Here is a 16583-nt window from a genome sequence, read left to right on the forward strand (position 1 = left end):
GGACGTGCCTGACCCGGTCGGTCCGGCCGGCGCCCCGATCACGCCTGCCGGCCGGACCGTCCGACCCCAGAAGGGACACCCAGTTCCGATGAGCAAGTACGCCATCGTCGGCCTCTCCTGCCTGCTGCCGGGAGCGGAGACCCCCGAGCAGTTCTGGCAGAACCTCCGCTCCGGCACGGACAGCCGCACGGACGGGGGCGAGGAGGTCTTCGGCCCGGCTCCCGCGGCCGGGGACGCCGACCCGCAACACGGCATCTACTGCCGTCGGGGCGGCTTCGTCAGCGACTTCCGCTTCGACCCGACCGGCTACCTCCTCGACCCCGGCCACCTCTCCCGCCTGGACCGGCTCTTCCACTGGTCGCTGCACGTGGCCAGGGAGGCGCTGCGGGACACCGGCCACGCCGACCGGCCCGCGACGCTGGCCCGTACCGGGCTGATCCTCGGCAACTACTCCTTCCCGACGCCCGCCTCCACCCGGGTCAGCGTGCCGCTGGCCCAGGAGGCGGTGCTGGAGGGCCTGCGCCGGTCCGGGCTGCCGGAGCTCGCCGGGCTGGGGCAGGGCGCGCTGACCGACCCGGGCGGCCCGGCCGCGGAGGACCTGCGGGTCAGCGGGTCGCCGGCCGGCCTCGCCGCCACCGCGCTGGGCCTGGGCGGCCCGCGCTACGCCCTGGACGCGGCCTGCTCGTCCGCGCTGTACGCGCTGAAGCTGGCCTGCGACCACCTCGCCGCCGGCCAGGCCGACCTGGTGCTGGCCGGCGGCGTCTGCGCCCCCGAGCCGACCCTCATCCACCTGTCCTTCTCCGACCTGCGCGCCTACCCGCGCGACGGCTTCAGCCAGCCCTTCGACGACCGGTCCGGCGGCATCCTCACCGGCCAGGGCGCGGGCATGGTCGCCGTCCGGCGGCTCGCCGACGCGCTGCGCGACGGCGACCGGATCTACGCCGTCGTGGACGGCATCGGCCTGTCCAACGACGGCAGCGGCCGGCACCTGCTGGTCCCGCAGGGCGACGGCCAGCTCGACTCGTACGAACTGGCCTACGCCGGCTCCGGAGTGGACCCGGCCGCCATCGACTACCTGGAGTGCCACGCCACCGGCACCCCGATCGGCGACGCCACCGAGGCCGACTCGGTGGCCGCCTTCTTCGGCCGGCACGGCAAGGTGCCGCTGATCGGCTCGGTCAAGGGCAACATCGGGCACCTGCTCACGGTCGCCGGCCTGAGCAGCATGCTCAAGGTGGTCCTGGCCATGGCCAACGGCCACATCCCGCCGACCATCGGCGTCGAGCAGCCCGTCACCTCCAAGGACGGCGCGGTGGGCGACGGCGTGCTGGTCAGGAGCGGCCGCCCGTGGCCGCGGGGCGACGGGCCGCGCCGGGCGGCGGTGTCCGCGTTCGGCTTCGGCGGCACCAACGCGCACGTGCTGCTCTCCGAGCCGGGCACGGCCGACGAGCCCGGCGCCGCGGACGACCAGGACGCCACCGTGCTGCCCGCCCTCGACGTGGTCGGACTCGGCGCGCACTTCGGCGCGTTCGACGGCGTGGACGCCTTCGAGCGGGCGGTGCACGCCGGCGCCGACGGGCTCGTCCCGCTGCCGGAGCGGCGCTGGCGCGGCCTGGAGCAGGTGACCGGCGGCTCGCTGGAGCAGGCCGCCGGCGTCGGCCCGCGGGACCTGCCGCACGGCGCGTTCGTGGACGGGGTCGGCATCGACCCGATGGACCACAAGATCCCCCCGGCCGACCTGCGCACCTACAACCTCCAGCACGCGCTGGCCACCAAGGTCGCCGACGAGGCGCTGCACGACGCCGGCTTCAGCCGCGCCGTGCCGAAGGGGCGCAGCGCCCCGGACCCGCGCCGGATCGCGGTCGTGGTGGCGATGGAGATCGAGCCGTACACCCACGCCCGGCTCACCCGCTACGGCCTCGGCGGCTTCCTGCGCGAGCAGTTCGCGCAGGCCGGGTTGGAGCTGACCGACGAGCAGCGGGCCGCGCTCACCGCGGTCGGGCGCGACGCGGTCGTGGACCCGATCGTGGCCAACGAGGTCCTCAGCTACATCGGCAACGTGATGGCCAGCCGGATCTCGTCGCTGTGGAACCTGACCGGGCCGTCGTTCACCGTCTCCTCCGACGGGTCCGGCACCGTCGAGGCGCTGGAGATCGCCCGGCTGCTGCTGCTCGACCCCGGCATCGAGGCGGTGCTGGTGGGCGCGGTGGACCTGGCGGGCTCCGCGGAGAACCTGCTGCTGCGCCCGGACGTCGTCGAGGCGGCCGGGCTGACCTTCGGCGAGGGCGCCCGCGGCCGGCGGATCGGCGAGGGCGCCGGCGCGGTCGTGGTCACCCGGTCCGGCGAGAGCGCCGGCACGGTCTACGCGCGCCTGGACTCGATCGCCGTGCGCCACGCGGCGCCGGCCGGCGGCGTGCTGCCGGAGGCCGACGCCGAGCCGCTGGCGGCCGCGGCCGCCGCCGCGCTGGCCGGCGCCGGCATCACCGCCGCCGACGTCGGCTACGTCGAGGCCCACGCGGGCGGCACCGCCGTCCAGGACCGGGCCGAACTCGCCGCGCTGGCACGGGTGTACCCGTCCGGCGGCGGCAGCGTCGCGCTCGGCAGCGCCAAGGCGCAGATCGGCGACGCCGGCTGCGCCGCGGCCATGGCCGGGCTGATCCGCACCGCGCTGTGCCTGCACCACGGCTACCTGCCCGGCACTTCCGGCTGGGTCCGCCCGGCCGAGGACCTGGACGCCGACTTCGCCGCCTCCGCGCTCTACGTGCCGGCCGAGTCCCGGCCGTGGCTGCGCACCGCCAAGGGCGCCCGCCGCTACGCCGCGATCGACCTGATCGGCGCCGGCGGGACCCACGGCCACCTGGTGCTCTCCGCGGACACCACCCGCGGTGCGGTCGCGGCCACCGACTGGCAGCGCGCCGGCGGCCCGCTGCTGCTGCCGCTCGGGGCCGACAGCGCGGGAGAACTGGTCGCCTCCGTCGAGCGCCACCGCGACCTGCTGGCCGGCGGCGCCGACCCGTACGAGCTGGCGCGGACGGCCGCCGCCGCGCTCGACGGCCGGCGGCTGCGGGTGGTGCTGGTCGGCAGGGACGGCGCGGAGCTCCAGGCGCAGGCCCGGCTGGCGGCGGGCGACCTGCCCGGCGCGCTCGCCCGGGGGGACGAGTGGGCGACCCCGGCCGGGTCGTTCTGCACGCCCCGGCCGATCGGTCCCGACGGCAAGGTCGCGCTGGTCTACCCGGGCGCGTTCAACAGCTACCCGGGGCTGGGCCAGGACTTCTTCCGCGCCTTCCCCGGCCTCCTCGACCGCTTCGAGGCCCAGGCCGACGAGCCGTCGCGGCTCTTCCGCGCCGAGCAGCTCTACCCGCGCACTCAGGTCGCGCCGCAGCGGCGCGACCTGATGCAACTGGAGACCCGGCTCGGCGACGACATCCCGTTCATGCTCGCCACCGGCACCAGCTTCGCCATCCTCTACACCGAACTGGTCCGCGACGTGCTCGGCGTCACCGCGCACGGCGGCTTCGGCTACAGCCTGGGCGAGAGCAGCATGCTCTTCGCCACCGGCGGCTGGCTGCCGGCCGGCCGCCGGGACGACCTGATCAGCGGCACCCCGATCTTCCGCGACCGGCTCTGCGGCCCGCGGCGCACGGTCCGCGAGCAGTGGGGGCTGCCGGACTCCACACCGGACAAGGACGTCTGGTCCACCCATGTGCTGCTCTCCGCCGAGGAGCCGGTGCGCGAGGCGCTCGCCCGCCACGACCGGGTGCACCTCACCCACGTCAACACCCCCGGCGAGCTGGTGATCGCCGGCGACCCGGCCCAGTGCGCGGCGCTGATCCGCGAGCTGGGATGCCCCGCGGCGCGCTCCCCGGTCAACGTCGTCATGCACAACCCGGTGGTGGACGTCGAACTCGACGGCCTCGCCGGGCTCAACGACTACCCGACCGGCTCCATCGGCGACCTGGAGCTGTTCAGCGCCTACGACTACCAGGCGATCCGCGACCTGGACCGCGAACGGGTCTCCCGGCGGATCGCGCACACCCTGCGCTCGACGATCGACTTCCCGCGCCTGGTGCGCACCGCCTACGACCGCGGGTTCCGCTACTTCCTGGAGGTCGGCCCCAGCGCGACCTGCTCCCGCTGGGTGCGCGACACGCTCGGGGACGCGCCGCACGTCGCCGCGTCGATCGACCGGCGCGGGGTGCCGGCCACGAAGTCCGTCGCCCAGATGGTCGCCCGGCTGGTCGGCCACGGCCTGCCGGTGGACCTCACCGCACTGCTCGGCCCGGAGGCCGGCCCGGACCGCGGCGCCGGGCGCCGTGCGGGCGCCCGCCGGTTCCGGGTGGGTGGCGGCGATCCGATGCCGACGCGGATCGCCCGCGGGGTCGCGGCGGCGCTGGCCGCCGCGACCCCGACCGCCCCGAGCCCCGCCGGAGCGCCCGCGGTGCCGGGCGTCCCGGCCCCCGCCGTGGCCGGCGCGGGGAGCGCGGCCGTCCCGGCGCCGCGCCCCTCCGGTGCGCGCGCCGCGGCCGGTACGCCGGCCCCGCACGGCGAGCCCGCCGTGGCCGCCGACCCCGGCGCGGCCGAGCAGACGGCCGCGCCCGCCGCCGGGCCGCTGCCGGCGCAGCTCCCGCCCACCGTTCCCGTCCTGTCCGCACCGCCGGAGGAGCCAGCGCTGATGCCTGCCGACCCGACCCTCGCCGACCCGGAGGTCATCGCCTTCGACGGCGACCCGATCACCTTCCTGCCGTGGGCGCCCGCGGCACCGGCCGAGCCGGCGCCGTACGCGGCCGCCGCCGCGGCCGCCGCGGGGGGCGGGCGACCCGGCGCCCTGGCGCCCGCACCGGCCGCACCCGCACCCGCATCCGCGGCCGCCGCGGGCCCGGCGGCCGTGCCCGCCGTCCGGGAGGCCGCCGCGCCCGGCGCGGCGCCGGCCCGCACCGCCGCCGCCGGCCCGGCCCCGACACCCGCGGCCGGCCTGATCCGCGAGCTGCGCGCGCAGATGCTCGCCACCCACACGGTGGTCATGGAGACCCAACGGGTACTCCAGTCGGCGACGTTGGACCGGGCCGAGGCGCTGCTCGACCCGGCCTCCTCCGCCGCTCCGGCCGCCCCCGTCCGGCCCGCGCCGCCGCGGCAGGCCGCGCCGCAGGCGGTGCCGCCGGCCCCGGTCCGCCGGTCCCTGCCCGCCGCCGCGTCCGCGCCCGTACCGGCGCTGCCGCCGGCCGGGTCCGCACCGGCACCGGCCGGGACCGCGCCGGCCGCGCCCGTGCCGCCGCCCGCTCCGGCTCCCGCCGGCGCCCCCGTCTCCGCGCCCGCCGCCGGCTCGCCGGCCCGGACCGGGGTGATCTGGGACGAGGCGGACCTGCTGGAGTTCGCCACCGGCTCCGTCGCCAAGGTCTTCGGCCCCGAGTTCGAGGTCATCGACTCCTACGCCAAGCGGGTGCGGCTGCCCGCGCAGCCGTATCACTTCGTCACGCGCGTCACCGCCCTGAAGGGCACCACCGGCGTCTTCCAACCCGCCACCATCACCACCGAGTACGACGTGCCGGAGGACGCCTGGTACGCGGTCGACGGCGGGGTGCCGCCGGCCGTGACGGTCGAGGCGGGCCAGTGCGACCTGCTGCTCGTCAGCTACCTCGGCATCGACTTCCGCAACAAGGGCGAGCGGGTCTACCGGCTGCTCGACAGCTCGCTGATCTTCCGCGGCGGCCTGCCCCGCACCGGCCAGACCCTGCGCTACGACATCTCCATCGACCGCTTCGTCCACCAGGGCGACACCACCATCTTCTTCTTCAGCTACTTCTGCTACGCCGACGGCGAGCTGATCCTCGAACTCAAGGACGCCTGCGCCGGGTTCTTCAGCCAGCAGGAACTGGACACCCCGCTCGGCGTGGTGATCACCGAGAAGGAGCGGGCCGCCCGCGCCGCCCTGCCCCGGGGCTACTTCAAGCCGCTGGCGTACACCGACAAGAACCACCTGACCACCGCCGACCTGGAGCTGCTCGCCCAGGGCCGGCCCGGCGACGTCTTCGGCCCGCACCACGCCCAGGCCCCGGGCATCAACCCGGCGCTGCGGCTGCCGGACGAGCGGCTGCGGATGGTCGACGACGTCACCGTCGACCGCACCGGCGGCCCGCGCGGCCTGGGCAAGCTGGTCGCCACCAAGCAACTCCAGCCGGACGCCTGGTACTTCGCGTGCCACTTCCCCGACGACCCGGTGCTCGCCGGCTCGCTGGTGGCCGAGGGCGCCGTCCAACTGCTCCAGATCTACCTGCTGCACCAGGGCATGCACCTCACGCTGCCCGACGCCCGCTTCCAGACCATGACCGACCTGCGGATCGACGTGCAGGTGCGCGGCCAGATCACCCCCGCGCACAGCGAGATCCGCTACGAGGTCGAGGTGATGGAGCTGACCCTGCTGCCGCGCGCCTCGGTGGTCGCCGACATCCTGGTCTACCTCGGCGACAAGCCGGTGATCCGGATGCGCAACCTCGGCCTCCAGGTCCGCGAGAAGGAGGGCACCCCCTACCGCCCCGAGGTCGGCGGCTTCCCCGCGTTCCTCGGCCGCACCAACCGCTCCGGCGAGCCGGCGATGATCAACGAGATGCACCTCGCACACGCCGCCAAGGGCGACCTCGGTGTCGCGATGGGCCCGGAGTTCGACATCTACCGCACCAGCCGGGCGCCGTACATCCCCAACGGGGACTTCCAGTTCGTGGACCGGGTGATGTCCCTGGAGGGCACCCGCGGCGACCTGAGCCCCGGCTCGGTGATGGTGTGCGAGTACGACTCGCCCGCCGACGCCTGGTACTACCGGCAGAACTCCTCGCCGTACATGCCGAACTGCGTGTACATGGAGTCCTCGCTCCAGGCGGCCATCTTCCTCGGCTACTACCTCGGCGCCACGCTCGGCAAGCCGCAGGAGCAGTACGCGATCCGCAACCTCGACGGGCGCGCCACCCTGGTCAAGGACATCGACCTGCGCGGCAGGACGATCCGGCACACCTCCAAGCTGCTGATGACCAGCGCGGTGTCCGGCGCGGTGCTGCAGAACTTCAGCTACGAACTGTCCGCCGACGGCGAGGTGTTCTACACCGGCGAGTCGCTCTTCGGCTACTTCAGCGCCGCCGCGCTGGCCAACCAGGCTGGGCTGGACAACGGCAGGTTCGTGCCGCCGTGGATCGAGCAGGAGCAGGTGCCCGCCGAGCGGGTCCGGGAGATCGCGCTGCCCGCCGGCGCGCCGGCCTTCTCCGACCCCACCGGCGGCGAACTGCACCTGCCCGCCGACAACTTCGCGCTGGTGGACCGGGTCGAGCTGGTCGCCGACGGTGGCCGCCACGGCGCCGGCTACGTGCACGGATACCGCCAGGTCCGCCCCGACGAGTGGTACTTCGACTGCCACTTCCACCGCGACCCGGTGATGCCCGGCTCGCTCGGCGTGGAGGCGGTGCTCCAGGCGCTGCGGCTGTTCGTCATGGAGACCGGCCTCGCCGACGGCATCGAACAGCCCCGCTTCGCGATGGCCGAGGGCGTCGAGATGTCCTGGAAGTACCGCGGCCAGATCCTGCGGAACGACGGCGAGATGCAGTTCGACACGCACGTCAAGGAGGTGCGCCGCGAGGCGGACCGGCTGCTGGTGATCGCCGACGCGGACCTGTGGAAGCCGGGTCTGCGCATCTACGAACTCGTCGACGTGGCCATCGAGGTCCGGCCCGGCGGCGGGGCCTGACCACCCCGCCGCGCCGGCCCCGCCGCACCGGCCGTACCCGCCGGCCCCGCCGCACCGGCCGTACCCGCCGGCCCGACCGGCACCGGACCCGCCCCGCAGCGCCGGCCGCCCCCGCCGGCCCGATCCGTGCCGGCCCGATCCGTGCCGGACCCGCCCCCGCCGGGCACCGCCCGCACCGCCCGAGGAGCCCCTCCGATGGACAACCGACCTCCCATGGAGAACCGAACACCCATGGACCACCGCGACATCCCGCTCCGCTGGCACGGCGAGCGGCACCCGAGCACCGACTCGGCCGGCATCTACCAGGCACTGGCCGACCTCGACGAGCAGTGCAGCATCGTCCTCACCCCCGACGGTATCGGCGCGGTCTCCGGCGGCTCGGCGACGGCCGGCGGCGCCGGCCTGCCGCTGCTCGCCTCCGTCCCGCCGCTGCCGCCGCACCGGCTCGGTTCGGCCGCCTTCCGGACCGCGCACGGCGTCCGACTGCCCTACATGGCCGGCGCGATGGCCGGCGGCATCGCCTCCGCCGACATGGTCGTCGCACTGGCCCGGGAGGGCTTCCTCGCCTCCTTCGGCGCGGCCGGGCTGCTGCCCGAGACCATCGAGAAGGCGCTGTACCGGTTCGCCGCCGAGATCCCCGGACTGCCCTACGCCGTCAACCTGATCCACAGCCCCAGCGAGGACCGGCTGGAGCGGGAGGCGGTGGAGCTGTTCCTGCGGCACGGCGTGCGCTGCGTCGAGGCGTCGGCCTTCATGGGCCTGACCCCGCACGTGGTGCGCTACCGGCTGGCCGGGCTGCGCCGCGGCCCCGGCGGCCAGGTCGTCGCCGAGAACCGGCTGATCGCCAAGGTCTCCCGGCCGGAGACCGCCGAGCGGTTCATGCGCCCCGCGCCGGCCGCGCTCGTCAGCTCCCTGGTCGAACAGGGCCTGGTCACCCCGGAGCAGGCCGCGCTCGCCCACCACGTGCCGCTCGCCGACGACATCACCGTCGAGGCCGACTCCGGCGGCCACACCGACCGCCGCCCGCTGCCCGCGCTGCTGCCGACCATCCTGCGGCTGCGCGACGCCGTCCAGCACGAGCACCGCTACCCGGTTCCGATCAGGATCGGCGCGGCCGGCGGGATCGGCACCCCGGACGCGGTCGCCGCGACCTTCGCGATGGGCGCCGCCTACGTGGTGACCGGCTCGGTGAACCAGTCGTGCCTGGAGTCCGGGGCGTCGCCGGCGGCCAAGGCGATGCTCGCCGAAGCGGGCATCGCCGACTGCGAGATGGCGCCCGCCGCCGACATGTTCGAGATGGGCGTCGAACTCCAGGTGCTCAAGAAGGGCACCCTCTTCCCGATGCGGGCCCGCCGCCTCTACCAGCTCTACCAGGCGCACGACGGGCTGGAGGCCCTGCCCGCGGCCGAGCGCGCCAAGCTGGAGCAGCAGGTCTTCCGCCGTCCGCTGGAGGACGTCTGGAACGACTGCGTCGGCTACTTCGAGCGGCGCGACCCCGAGCAGCTCACCCGCGCGGCAGGCAGCCCCAAGCGCAAGATGGCGCTGGTCTTCCGCTGGTACCTCGGGATGGCCTCGCGCTGGGCGGTCACCGGCGAACCGGACCGCGCCATGGACTACCAGATCTGGACCGGCCCGGCGATGGGCAGCTTCAACGACTGGACCACCGGCAGCTACCTCAAGACCCCCGGCAACCGGCGGGTCACCGACGTCGCCCACCACCTGATGCGCGGCGCCGCCTTCCACACCCGGCTGGCACACCTGCGCACCGCCGGGGTGACGATCCCGCCCTCGGCCGGCGACTACCGCCCGGTCCCGCTGGACGCCCCCGTCCTCGGCTCCTCCCCGGCGGGCACCCGATGACGACCGTCGCGGCCAGGCCGCTCACCCCCGAGGCGCTGGAACTCCTGCTCGGCGACCCGTCCGACCCCGCCAACCCCTACGGCTTCGCGGCCGCCGTGGACCGCGACGAGCACGACGCCTTCCCCGACGCGCTCTGCGACGCGCTGCGCTCGGCCGGATTCCACCTCAACTACCTGCCCCGGCAGTGGGGCGGCGGCTTCGAGTCCTTCGACCGCAGCCTGACCCTGGTGCGCGCCGCGGCCCGCCGCGACGTCAACGTGATGCCCGGCACCATGTTCAGCATCATCGCCGCGACCTGCCTGCAACTGCACGGCAGCCCGGAGCAGCAGCGCAGGGCCGCGGAGATCCTGCGCCGCGGCGGCGCCGTCGCCTTCGCGATGACCGAGGCCGACCACGGCAGCGACCTGCTCGCCAACGAGGTGCGCCTGACGCCGGACGGCCTGCTCTACGGCGAGAAGTGGATGGTCGGCCTGGGACTGCGCTGCGACGCGGTCTACGTCGTCGCCCGCACCGGCGAGCGCGGGCCCGGTGCCTTCACCGCGGTGCTGCTCGACCTGGCGGACACCCCCGGCACGCAGTTGTCCAGGGACCCCGCCCCCCGCACCGGCGGCATGCGCGGCATCGACTTCGCCTACCTGCGCTTCACCGGACTGCCGGTGCCCGAGGAGGCACTCGTCGGCCGGCGCGGCGAGGCGCTGGAGATGGCGGTCAAGGCCCAGCAGGCGGTCCGGCTGATGAGCATGGCCGGCAGCCTGGGCTGCGCCGACACCGCGCTGCGGCTGAGCCTGGACTTCGCCGCGTCCCGCCGGGTCGGCCGCACCACGCTCACCCGGGCGCCGCACTCCCGCCGCGAGCTCGCCGTCGCCTCGGCCGCGCTGCTCGCCGCCGACGCGGTCGCGCTGGCGGCGGCGCGCGGCGTCCACGTGGTGCCCGAGGCGTTCAGCGTGTGGGGGCTCACCGCCAAGCACGTGGTGGCCGACGCCTCCGACGACCTGATCCGGCGCTGCGGAGGGGTGCTGGCCACCCGCTCGGTGCTGCGCGACGGGCTGTTCCAGAAGCTCCAGCGCGACTCCGCGGTGGTCCGGGTGATCGACGCCAGCGCGCTGGCCAACCTCCGTTCGTACGCGGGCCAGTTGCCCACGGTGATCGAGGAGCGGGTGCCGGCGGCCCCGGCGGCGCTGCGCAGCGTCTTCGCGCTCGACGCGGAACTGCCGCCCTACGAGCCCGCCCGGCTGGACCTGTTCACCCGCGGCCTGGACCCGGTGCTCGCCGGACTGCCGCCGGCGGTCGCGTCGCTGACCGAGGCGCTCACCGACGACGCCGAGGCCGGCGAGCTGGCCGACCTGCTGACCGAGGCGGTGGACGGCCTCGGCGCGCAGGCCGCCGAGGCGCGGCGCCCCGGTGCCGACCCCAACGCCCTGGTCGACCTCGCCGAGCGGTACGCCTGGCTGCACGCCGCGGCGGCCTGCGTCCACCTGTGGTCGGCCAACCGCGACACCTCGCTGTACGGCACCGAGCCCGGTTCCACCGGCTGGCTGGGCGCCGCGCTCGCCTACCTGCTCGCCCGCGCCGACGGCACCGACCCCCGCCGCCGCGCGTCCGCGCTGCTGCCCGCGCTCGACGTCGTGACCGCGCTGCGCGACGACGACCGGCTGTTCACCGCCCTGCCCGTCCAACTGGCCGTAACCCGCGAGGAGTCCTGATGCCCAAGGCCGATCTGACCGCGCTGGCGGCCCGGCTCGAAGCGCACCTCGGCGATCCGCACGACCCGGCCGCCCGGATGCCCTTCACCCGGATCATGGAACTCGACGAACGCGAGGAGTACCCGCACGAGTTCGTCAACGACCTGCGCGGCTGGGGCGTGCCGGAGTACGCCCTCCCCGGCGAGCAGGGCGGCCGGGCCGGCGACGTGGAGGCCGAGTTCAACCTGGTCCGGCTGATCGCCCGCCGCGACCCGACCACCGCCACCGCGCTGATCATCACCAACCTCAGCTTCATGCCGGTGTGGATCGGCGGCAGCGAGCAGCAGAAGCAGCGCATCGTGGACGACGTCAAGCGCGGGCTGCGGCTGTCCTGGGGCCTGTCCGAGCGCGCCCACGGCAGCGACCTGCTCGCCAACGGGATGACGGCCGAGAAGGTGGAGGGCGGCTACCTGCTGACCGGCGGCAAGTGGCTGATCGGCAACGCCACCCGGTCCGACGGGATGTGCGTCTTCGCCCGCACCGGCGAACGCGGCGGCCCCGGCGGCTTCTCGATCTTCGTGCTGGAGAAGCGCCGGACCCCGGTCGGCTCGGTGGTGGAACTGCCGCGCGAACGGCTGCACGGGCTGCGGGCGATGGACATCAGCGGCATCGAGGTGGACCGGGTCTTCGTGCCCGACTCCGCGCGGCTCGGCGCCGAGGGCCAGGGCCTGGAGATCGCGATCAAGGCCACCCAGACCGCCCGCGCCCAGATCAGCAGCATCGCCCTGTCGGCGGTGGACACCGGGCTGCGGCTGACCCTCGACTTCACCGAGTGGCGGGTGATCCTCGGCAAGGCGGTCAGCGACATCCCCTACAGCCGCCGCCAGTTGACCGAGGTCTTCGCCGACCTGATGGTGTGCGACGCGGTGAGCCTGGGCGCGGTCCGCGCGCTCCAGGTGGCGCCGCAGCAGGTCAGCGTCTGGTCGTCGGTGACGAAGTACTTCGTGCCGACCGTGCTGGAGCAGACCATGTCGCAGCTCAGCGTGGTGCTCGGCGCCCGCTTCTTCCTGCGCGGCCACCCGCACTACGGCGTCTACCAGAAGATGCTGCGCGACCTGCTGGTGGCGAACTTCGCCGACGGCAACACCGTGGTGAACCTGCGCAACCTCGGCAGCCAACTGGAGCCGCTGCTCGCCTCGGCGGCCGGCGCGGGCGAGGAGGCCAGGGCGGCCGCCGTCGAGCGCGCCGCGGTGCTCTACGGCATCGACCGCGGGATGCCGCCCTACCGGCCCTGGGAGCAGGAACTGCACGCGCGCGGGATGGACGACGCGGTGCTCGCCGCGCCGGACGGCGTCGAGCGGCTGCGGGCGCTGGCCGAGCAGGCCAAGGAGGACGAGCGGGACCGGCTGCTGCGCGCGGCCGACGTGGCAGGCGAACTGCTCGGCCACGCCGCCTCGATCGCCGAGCGCACCGCCGCCCTGCGGGCCGCGCTGGGCCGGGAGTACGCGCAGTCGGCGGAGCTGTTCGACCTGGTCAAGGAGTACTGCCTGGTGCACGCCGCGGCCGCGTGCGTGCTCACCTTCGTGCACTCGCACGGCGCGCTCGACGACCCGCTGCCCAACGCGGCGCTGCTGCTGCTCCAACTGGAGCGGCTACGGCGGCAGTTGAGGCCGCACGAGGCGGTCACGACCGCGGCCGACATCGACGAGGTGATGCGGGTGCTGCGGCTGATGTACCGCGAGAACCGGCTCTTCTCGCACTGGCAGTTCCCGCTGGCCGAGCGGACCGCCGACCTGTCCGCGGCCCGCACCTGAGGGCCGCGCGGCGGACCGCGGGCCGTCCGCCCGCCCGCCGCGGGGGTGCCGGGCCGCCGTGCCCGCACCCGGCCCCCTGACCGCACCCGTCACCCGCACCCGTCCCCCGTATCCGCCGCCCGTATCCGTATCCGAGACCCGGACCCGTGCACACCGACGTGAGGAGGCCGCCATGACGCCGCAGACGACCCGTCCGACCTGTCCGACCCGCCGACCGCGGCCCGGCGCGGCGCCCGCGCCGGACGCCGACGTGCCGCGGATCCGGCTGTGGCTGCTGCCGGAGCGGGCCGTGCCGCGGTTCGCCGCCGAGGTCGGCGGGCTGCGGCTGCTCACCGCCGAGGAGCGGGCCCGGCACGCCCGGCTGCCCACCGCCGGGGCCCGGCGCCGCTACCTCGGCGCGCGGCTCCTGTCGCGCCACGCGCTCAGCGCCGACACCGGCCTGCCGCCCGAGCGGTGGCGGTTCCGGCGCGGCCCGTTCGGCCGCCCCGAGCCCGAACCGGCCGCGGACGGCGTGCGGTTCAACCTCTCGCACACCGACGGCCTCATCGCGTGCGTGGTCACCCGGGACCGCGCCTGCGGTGTGGACGTGGAGCGCGCGCCGGCGTCCCCGGAGGCGGTCGGGCACCTCGCCCGCCGCTTCTCCGCCGCCGAGCGGGCCGAGCTGGCCGCGCTCGAACCGGCGCCGCGGCAGGCCCGGTTCAGCGAGCTGTGGGTCCTCAAGGAGTCCTACCTCAAAGCCCTCGGCACCGGCCTGACCAGGGACCTGGCGAGCTTCTCCTTCGCCGGCCCGCACCCGGGCCCGGGCCGTCCGGCCGCGCGCCCCGACCGTACCGCCGGCGCCGATCCCGCCCTTGACCCCGATCCCGCCGGTACGGCCGATCCCGATCCTGACCCCGTCCGTACGCCCGACCCCGCCCGTGACCGCGGGACCGCCCTCGCTCCCGTGACCGTCCGCCCCGCCGGCCGCATCACCGTCGACGACCCCGAGCGGGCCCCGGGGGAGTGCGACCGCTGGCGCTTCGACCTGCTCCATCCCGGCCCGGACCACGTCCTGGCCGTGGCCGCAGCCGACGGGCGGCCCGCCGCCCTGCACTGCACCGTTCTCCCCGACCTCCCCGCCGGACTGTGAAGGAAACCGTCATGCCGCTGAACCCCGCCCCACGTGTTGCCGTCGTCGGTGCCGGTGCCGCAGGGATCTCCGCCGCCTACCACCTGCGCGACCGCGCGCGGATCACGATCTTCGAGCGCGAGAACCGCCTCGGCGGCCACGCCAACACCGTGGAGGTCGAGGAGAACGGCAAGGTCCTCGGCATCGACACCGCGTTCGTGGTCTTCAACCGCCCGGCCTACCCCAACATCTACCGGTTCTTCGAGGAGTTGGGGGTGGAGCCGGTGCAGCACCTCGGCGGTTTCAACTTCTTCGACCTCGACAGCGGCCTGGAGTACGGCACCACCGAACTGGCCTGGGACGAGGAGGAGGTGCGGGCGCACTACGGCGAGAAGTACCCGCAGTTCCTCACCATCTGGCGCGAGGCCCACCGCTTCCACACCGAGGGCCGCAAGGACTTCGTGCGCAAGCGCGCCGACATCCCGCTGGGGGAGTACCTGGACCGGGGCGGCTACAGCGAGGAGTTCCGCCACTCCTACGTGATCCTGCTGTGCTCCGCGGTCTGGTCGGTGCCGGCCGAGCTGATCTGGCAGATGCCCGCGGCCACCGTGATCGCGTTCTTCCTCGGCCACGACGAGGGCGGCCTGGGCGGCCAGCGGGTGGACTGGCGGACCGTCGGCGGCGGCTCGATCTCCTACGTCCGCAAGGCGATCGCCGCCATCGGCCCGGAGCTGCGGGTGGCCGAGCCGGCCACCGGCATCCGCCAGGAGGCCGACGGCGTGACCGTGACCACCGCCGCCGGCAGCGAGACCTTCGACTACGTGGTGCTGGCCGCCCACGCCGACGAGTCGCTGGCGCTGCTGGAGAACCCGAGCGAGCGGCAGCGGGCGGTGCTCGGGCCGATCCACTACAACCAGTCCCGGGTCGTGCTGCACACCGACGCCTCGGTGATGCCCGGCACGCGCGAGCGCTGGGAGGCGTGGAACTACGGCAAGGTCGAGGTCGACGGCACCGCCGGCACGTACGTCGCCTACTACATGAACAAGCTGCACGGCTTCACCGCGGAGAAGGACTACTTCGTCACCCTGGACTACCCCGGCCCCATCGACCCGGACCACGTGATCGCGGAGTTCCCCTACACCCACCCGATCATCGACGTCCACGTGCGGAACCTCCAGAAGGACATCTACGAGGTCAACGAGGGCACCCGGGTGAAGCTCTGCGGGTCGTACTTCCACTCCAAGCAACTGCACTGGGACCAGATCGGCTCCCACGAGGCGGCCTTCTCCTCCGGCATGGAGGCGGCCGCACAGCTCCTGCGCGAACTCCCGGGCGCCTGACGTGACGAAAGGCAGGTACGGCGCATGACGACCGTCGACGACGCGGCCTACGAGGAACGGCACCGGCTGCTCACGCTGAGCTGGTGGCAGCTTGTCTGCATGAGTGCGGGCGTGTACCCGGACGTCTACCCGGGCGAGCAGGCCGCGCGGGAGGCGGAGGACGACGCGGCGCAGGCCGACGCCGCCTGAGCGCGCGGGGCACTCCGTGCGGGGCGTGCGGGCCGCGTGGGCCGGGTGGGCCGGACGGTCCGCGCGGTCCCCATGTGCCGGCGCCCGGCGGCCCGCCCCCTGCCGGGCGGCCGGCCCGGCGGCCGGCTCGCCGGCCCGCCCGGGGCACGGGGCCCGGGCGGCCGGGTCGGGCCGCTCACCTGCTGTGCCGCTTCGCCGACTCGTTCTCCTGGGCGAGCCTGCGCAGCGCCAGCAGGGCCGGCTCCAGCAGGATCGTCAGCAGGATCGCCCGCTCGGCGCGTTCGAGCAGGTCCTCCTCCTCCTTGAGCTGGTCGAGGTCGAGCACCGCGGTCTCCTCGGCGATCCGGGCGTAGGGGACCAGCGAGCGCCAGCCGTAGTCCGCGCCGAGGGAGCGCATGGTCTCCAGCGTCTCGGCGATGACGCTCTGGGCCGCGGAGTGCGGGGAGATCTCCCAGCCCATCTCCGCCACCAGCTCGTCGACCTCGGACCGGCCGGGCTCCTTCTCGTCCCCGTCCCCGTCCCCGTCCTCGCTCTCGGCCCCGGCCCCGGTGTCCACCGGCCTGGCGCCCAGGACGAGCCCGAGCACCTGGTGGAGGTCCGTCCCGTACTCGGACACGGCGCCGAGCACGTCCCTGGTCTGCTGCACGGTCAGTCCGCGTACGCCGATCAGGGCCCGGATCAGCCGTAGCCGTCGCAGGTGCTGCTCGCTGTACTCGGCCTGGGTGGCGGCGGTGGCGCGCCCCGCGGGCAGCAGGCCCTCCCGGAGGTAGAACTTGATGGTCGCGTTCGAGACCCCGCTGCGACGGCTCAGCTCGGAGATTCGCAAAACGTCCTGCTCTCGACTGGCAATTGGGTACTGGCACT

At 75.0% G+C, this 16583-nt stretch carries 8 protein-coding genes; 7 read left to right on the forward strand and 1 reads right to left on the reverse strand.

Translation table 11 applies throughout. From position 1 onward, the window contains the following. Window positions 1–88 precede the first annotated feature (88 nt). From RVR_RS25165 to RVR_RS25195, 7 genes are all read left to right on the forward strand, one after another. Window positions 89–7726, forward strand: coding sequence for a beta-ketoacyl synthase N-terminal-like domain-containing protein (locus tag RVR_RS25165; protein WP_202236197.1), 7638 nt, complete (start codon window positions 89–91; stop codon window positions 7724–7726). A 231-nt stretch (window positions 7727–7957) separates the two neighbouring features. Then, window positions 7958–9586 (forward strand): PfaD family polyunsaturated fatty acid/polyketide biosynthesis protein, encoded by a 1629-nt coding sequence (locus tag RVR_RS25170; RefSeq protein ID WP_202239119.1) that lies wholly within the window; start codon window positions 7958–7960, stop codon window positions 9584–9586. After that, a complete protein-coding gene (locus RVR_RS25175; RefSeq protein ID WP_202236198.1) occupies window positions 9583–11289 on the forward strand; it encodes an acyl-CoA dehydrogenase family protein in 1707 nt (568 codons plus the stop codon). Before RVR_RS25170 ends, RVR_RS25175 begins: the two co-directional genes overlap by 4 nt. Continuing rightward, entirely contained in the window at window positions 11289–13082 is a 1794-nt protein-coding gene (locus tag RVR_RS25180) for an acyl-CoA dehydrogenase family protein (RefSeq protein WP_202236199.1), read from the forward strand. Before RVR_RS25175 ends, RVR_RS25180 begins: the two co-directional genes overlap by 1 nt. A gap of 172 nt (window positions 13083–13254) precedes the next feature. Further along, window positions 13255–14211, forward strand: coding sequence for a 4'-phosphopantetheinyl transferase family protein (locus RVR_RS25185; protein ID WP_202236200.1), 957 nt, complete (start codon window positions 13255–13257; stop codon window positions 14209–14211). Window positions 14212–14222: 11 nt separating this feature from the next. Beyond that, complete coding sequence (locus RVR_RS25190; protein ID WP_202236201.1) at window positions 14223–15530, forward strand: NAD(P)/FAD-dependent oxidoreductase; 1308 nt, start codon at window positions 14223–14225, stop codon at window positions 15528–15530. Between the two features lie 24 nt (window positions 15531–15554). Then, on the forward strand, window positions 15555–15719 hold the full coding sequence (locus RVR_RS25195) for a hypothetical protein (RefSeq protein WP_202236202.1): 165 nt from the start codon (window positions 15555–15557) through the stop codon (window positions 15717–15719). A 175-nt stretch (window positions 15720–15894) separates the two neighbouring features. On the opposite strand, the gene RVR_RS25200 is transcribed toward RVR_RS25195, so the two are convergent. Next, on the reverse strand, window positions 15895–16545 hold the full coding sequence (locus RVR_RS25200; protein WP_202236203.1) for a MerR family transcriptional regulator: 651 nt from the start codon (window positions 16543–16545) through the stop codon (window positions 15895–15897). Window positions 16546–16583 lie beyond the last annotated feature (38 nt).

The organism is Streptomyces sp. SN-593 (assembly GCF_016756395.1).
Lineage (GTDB): Bacteria > Actinomycetota > Actinomycetes > Streptomycetales > Streptomycetaceae > Actinacidiphila > Actinacidiphila reveromycinica.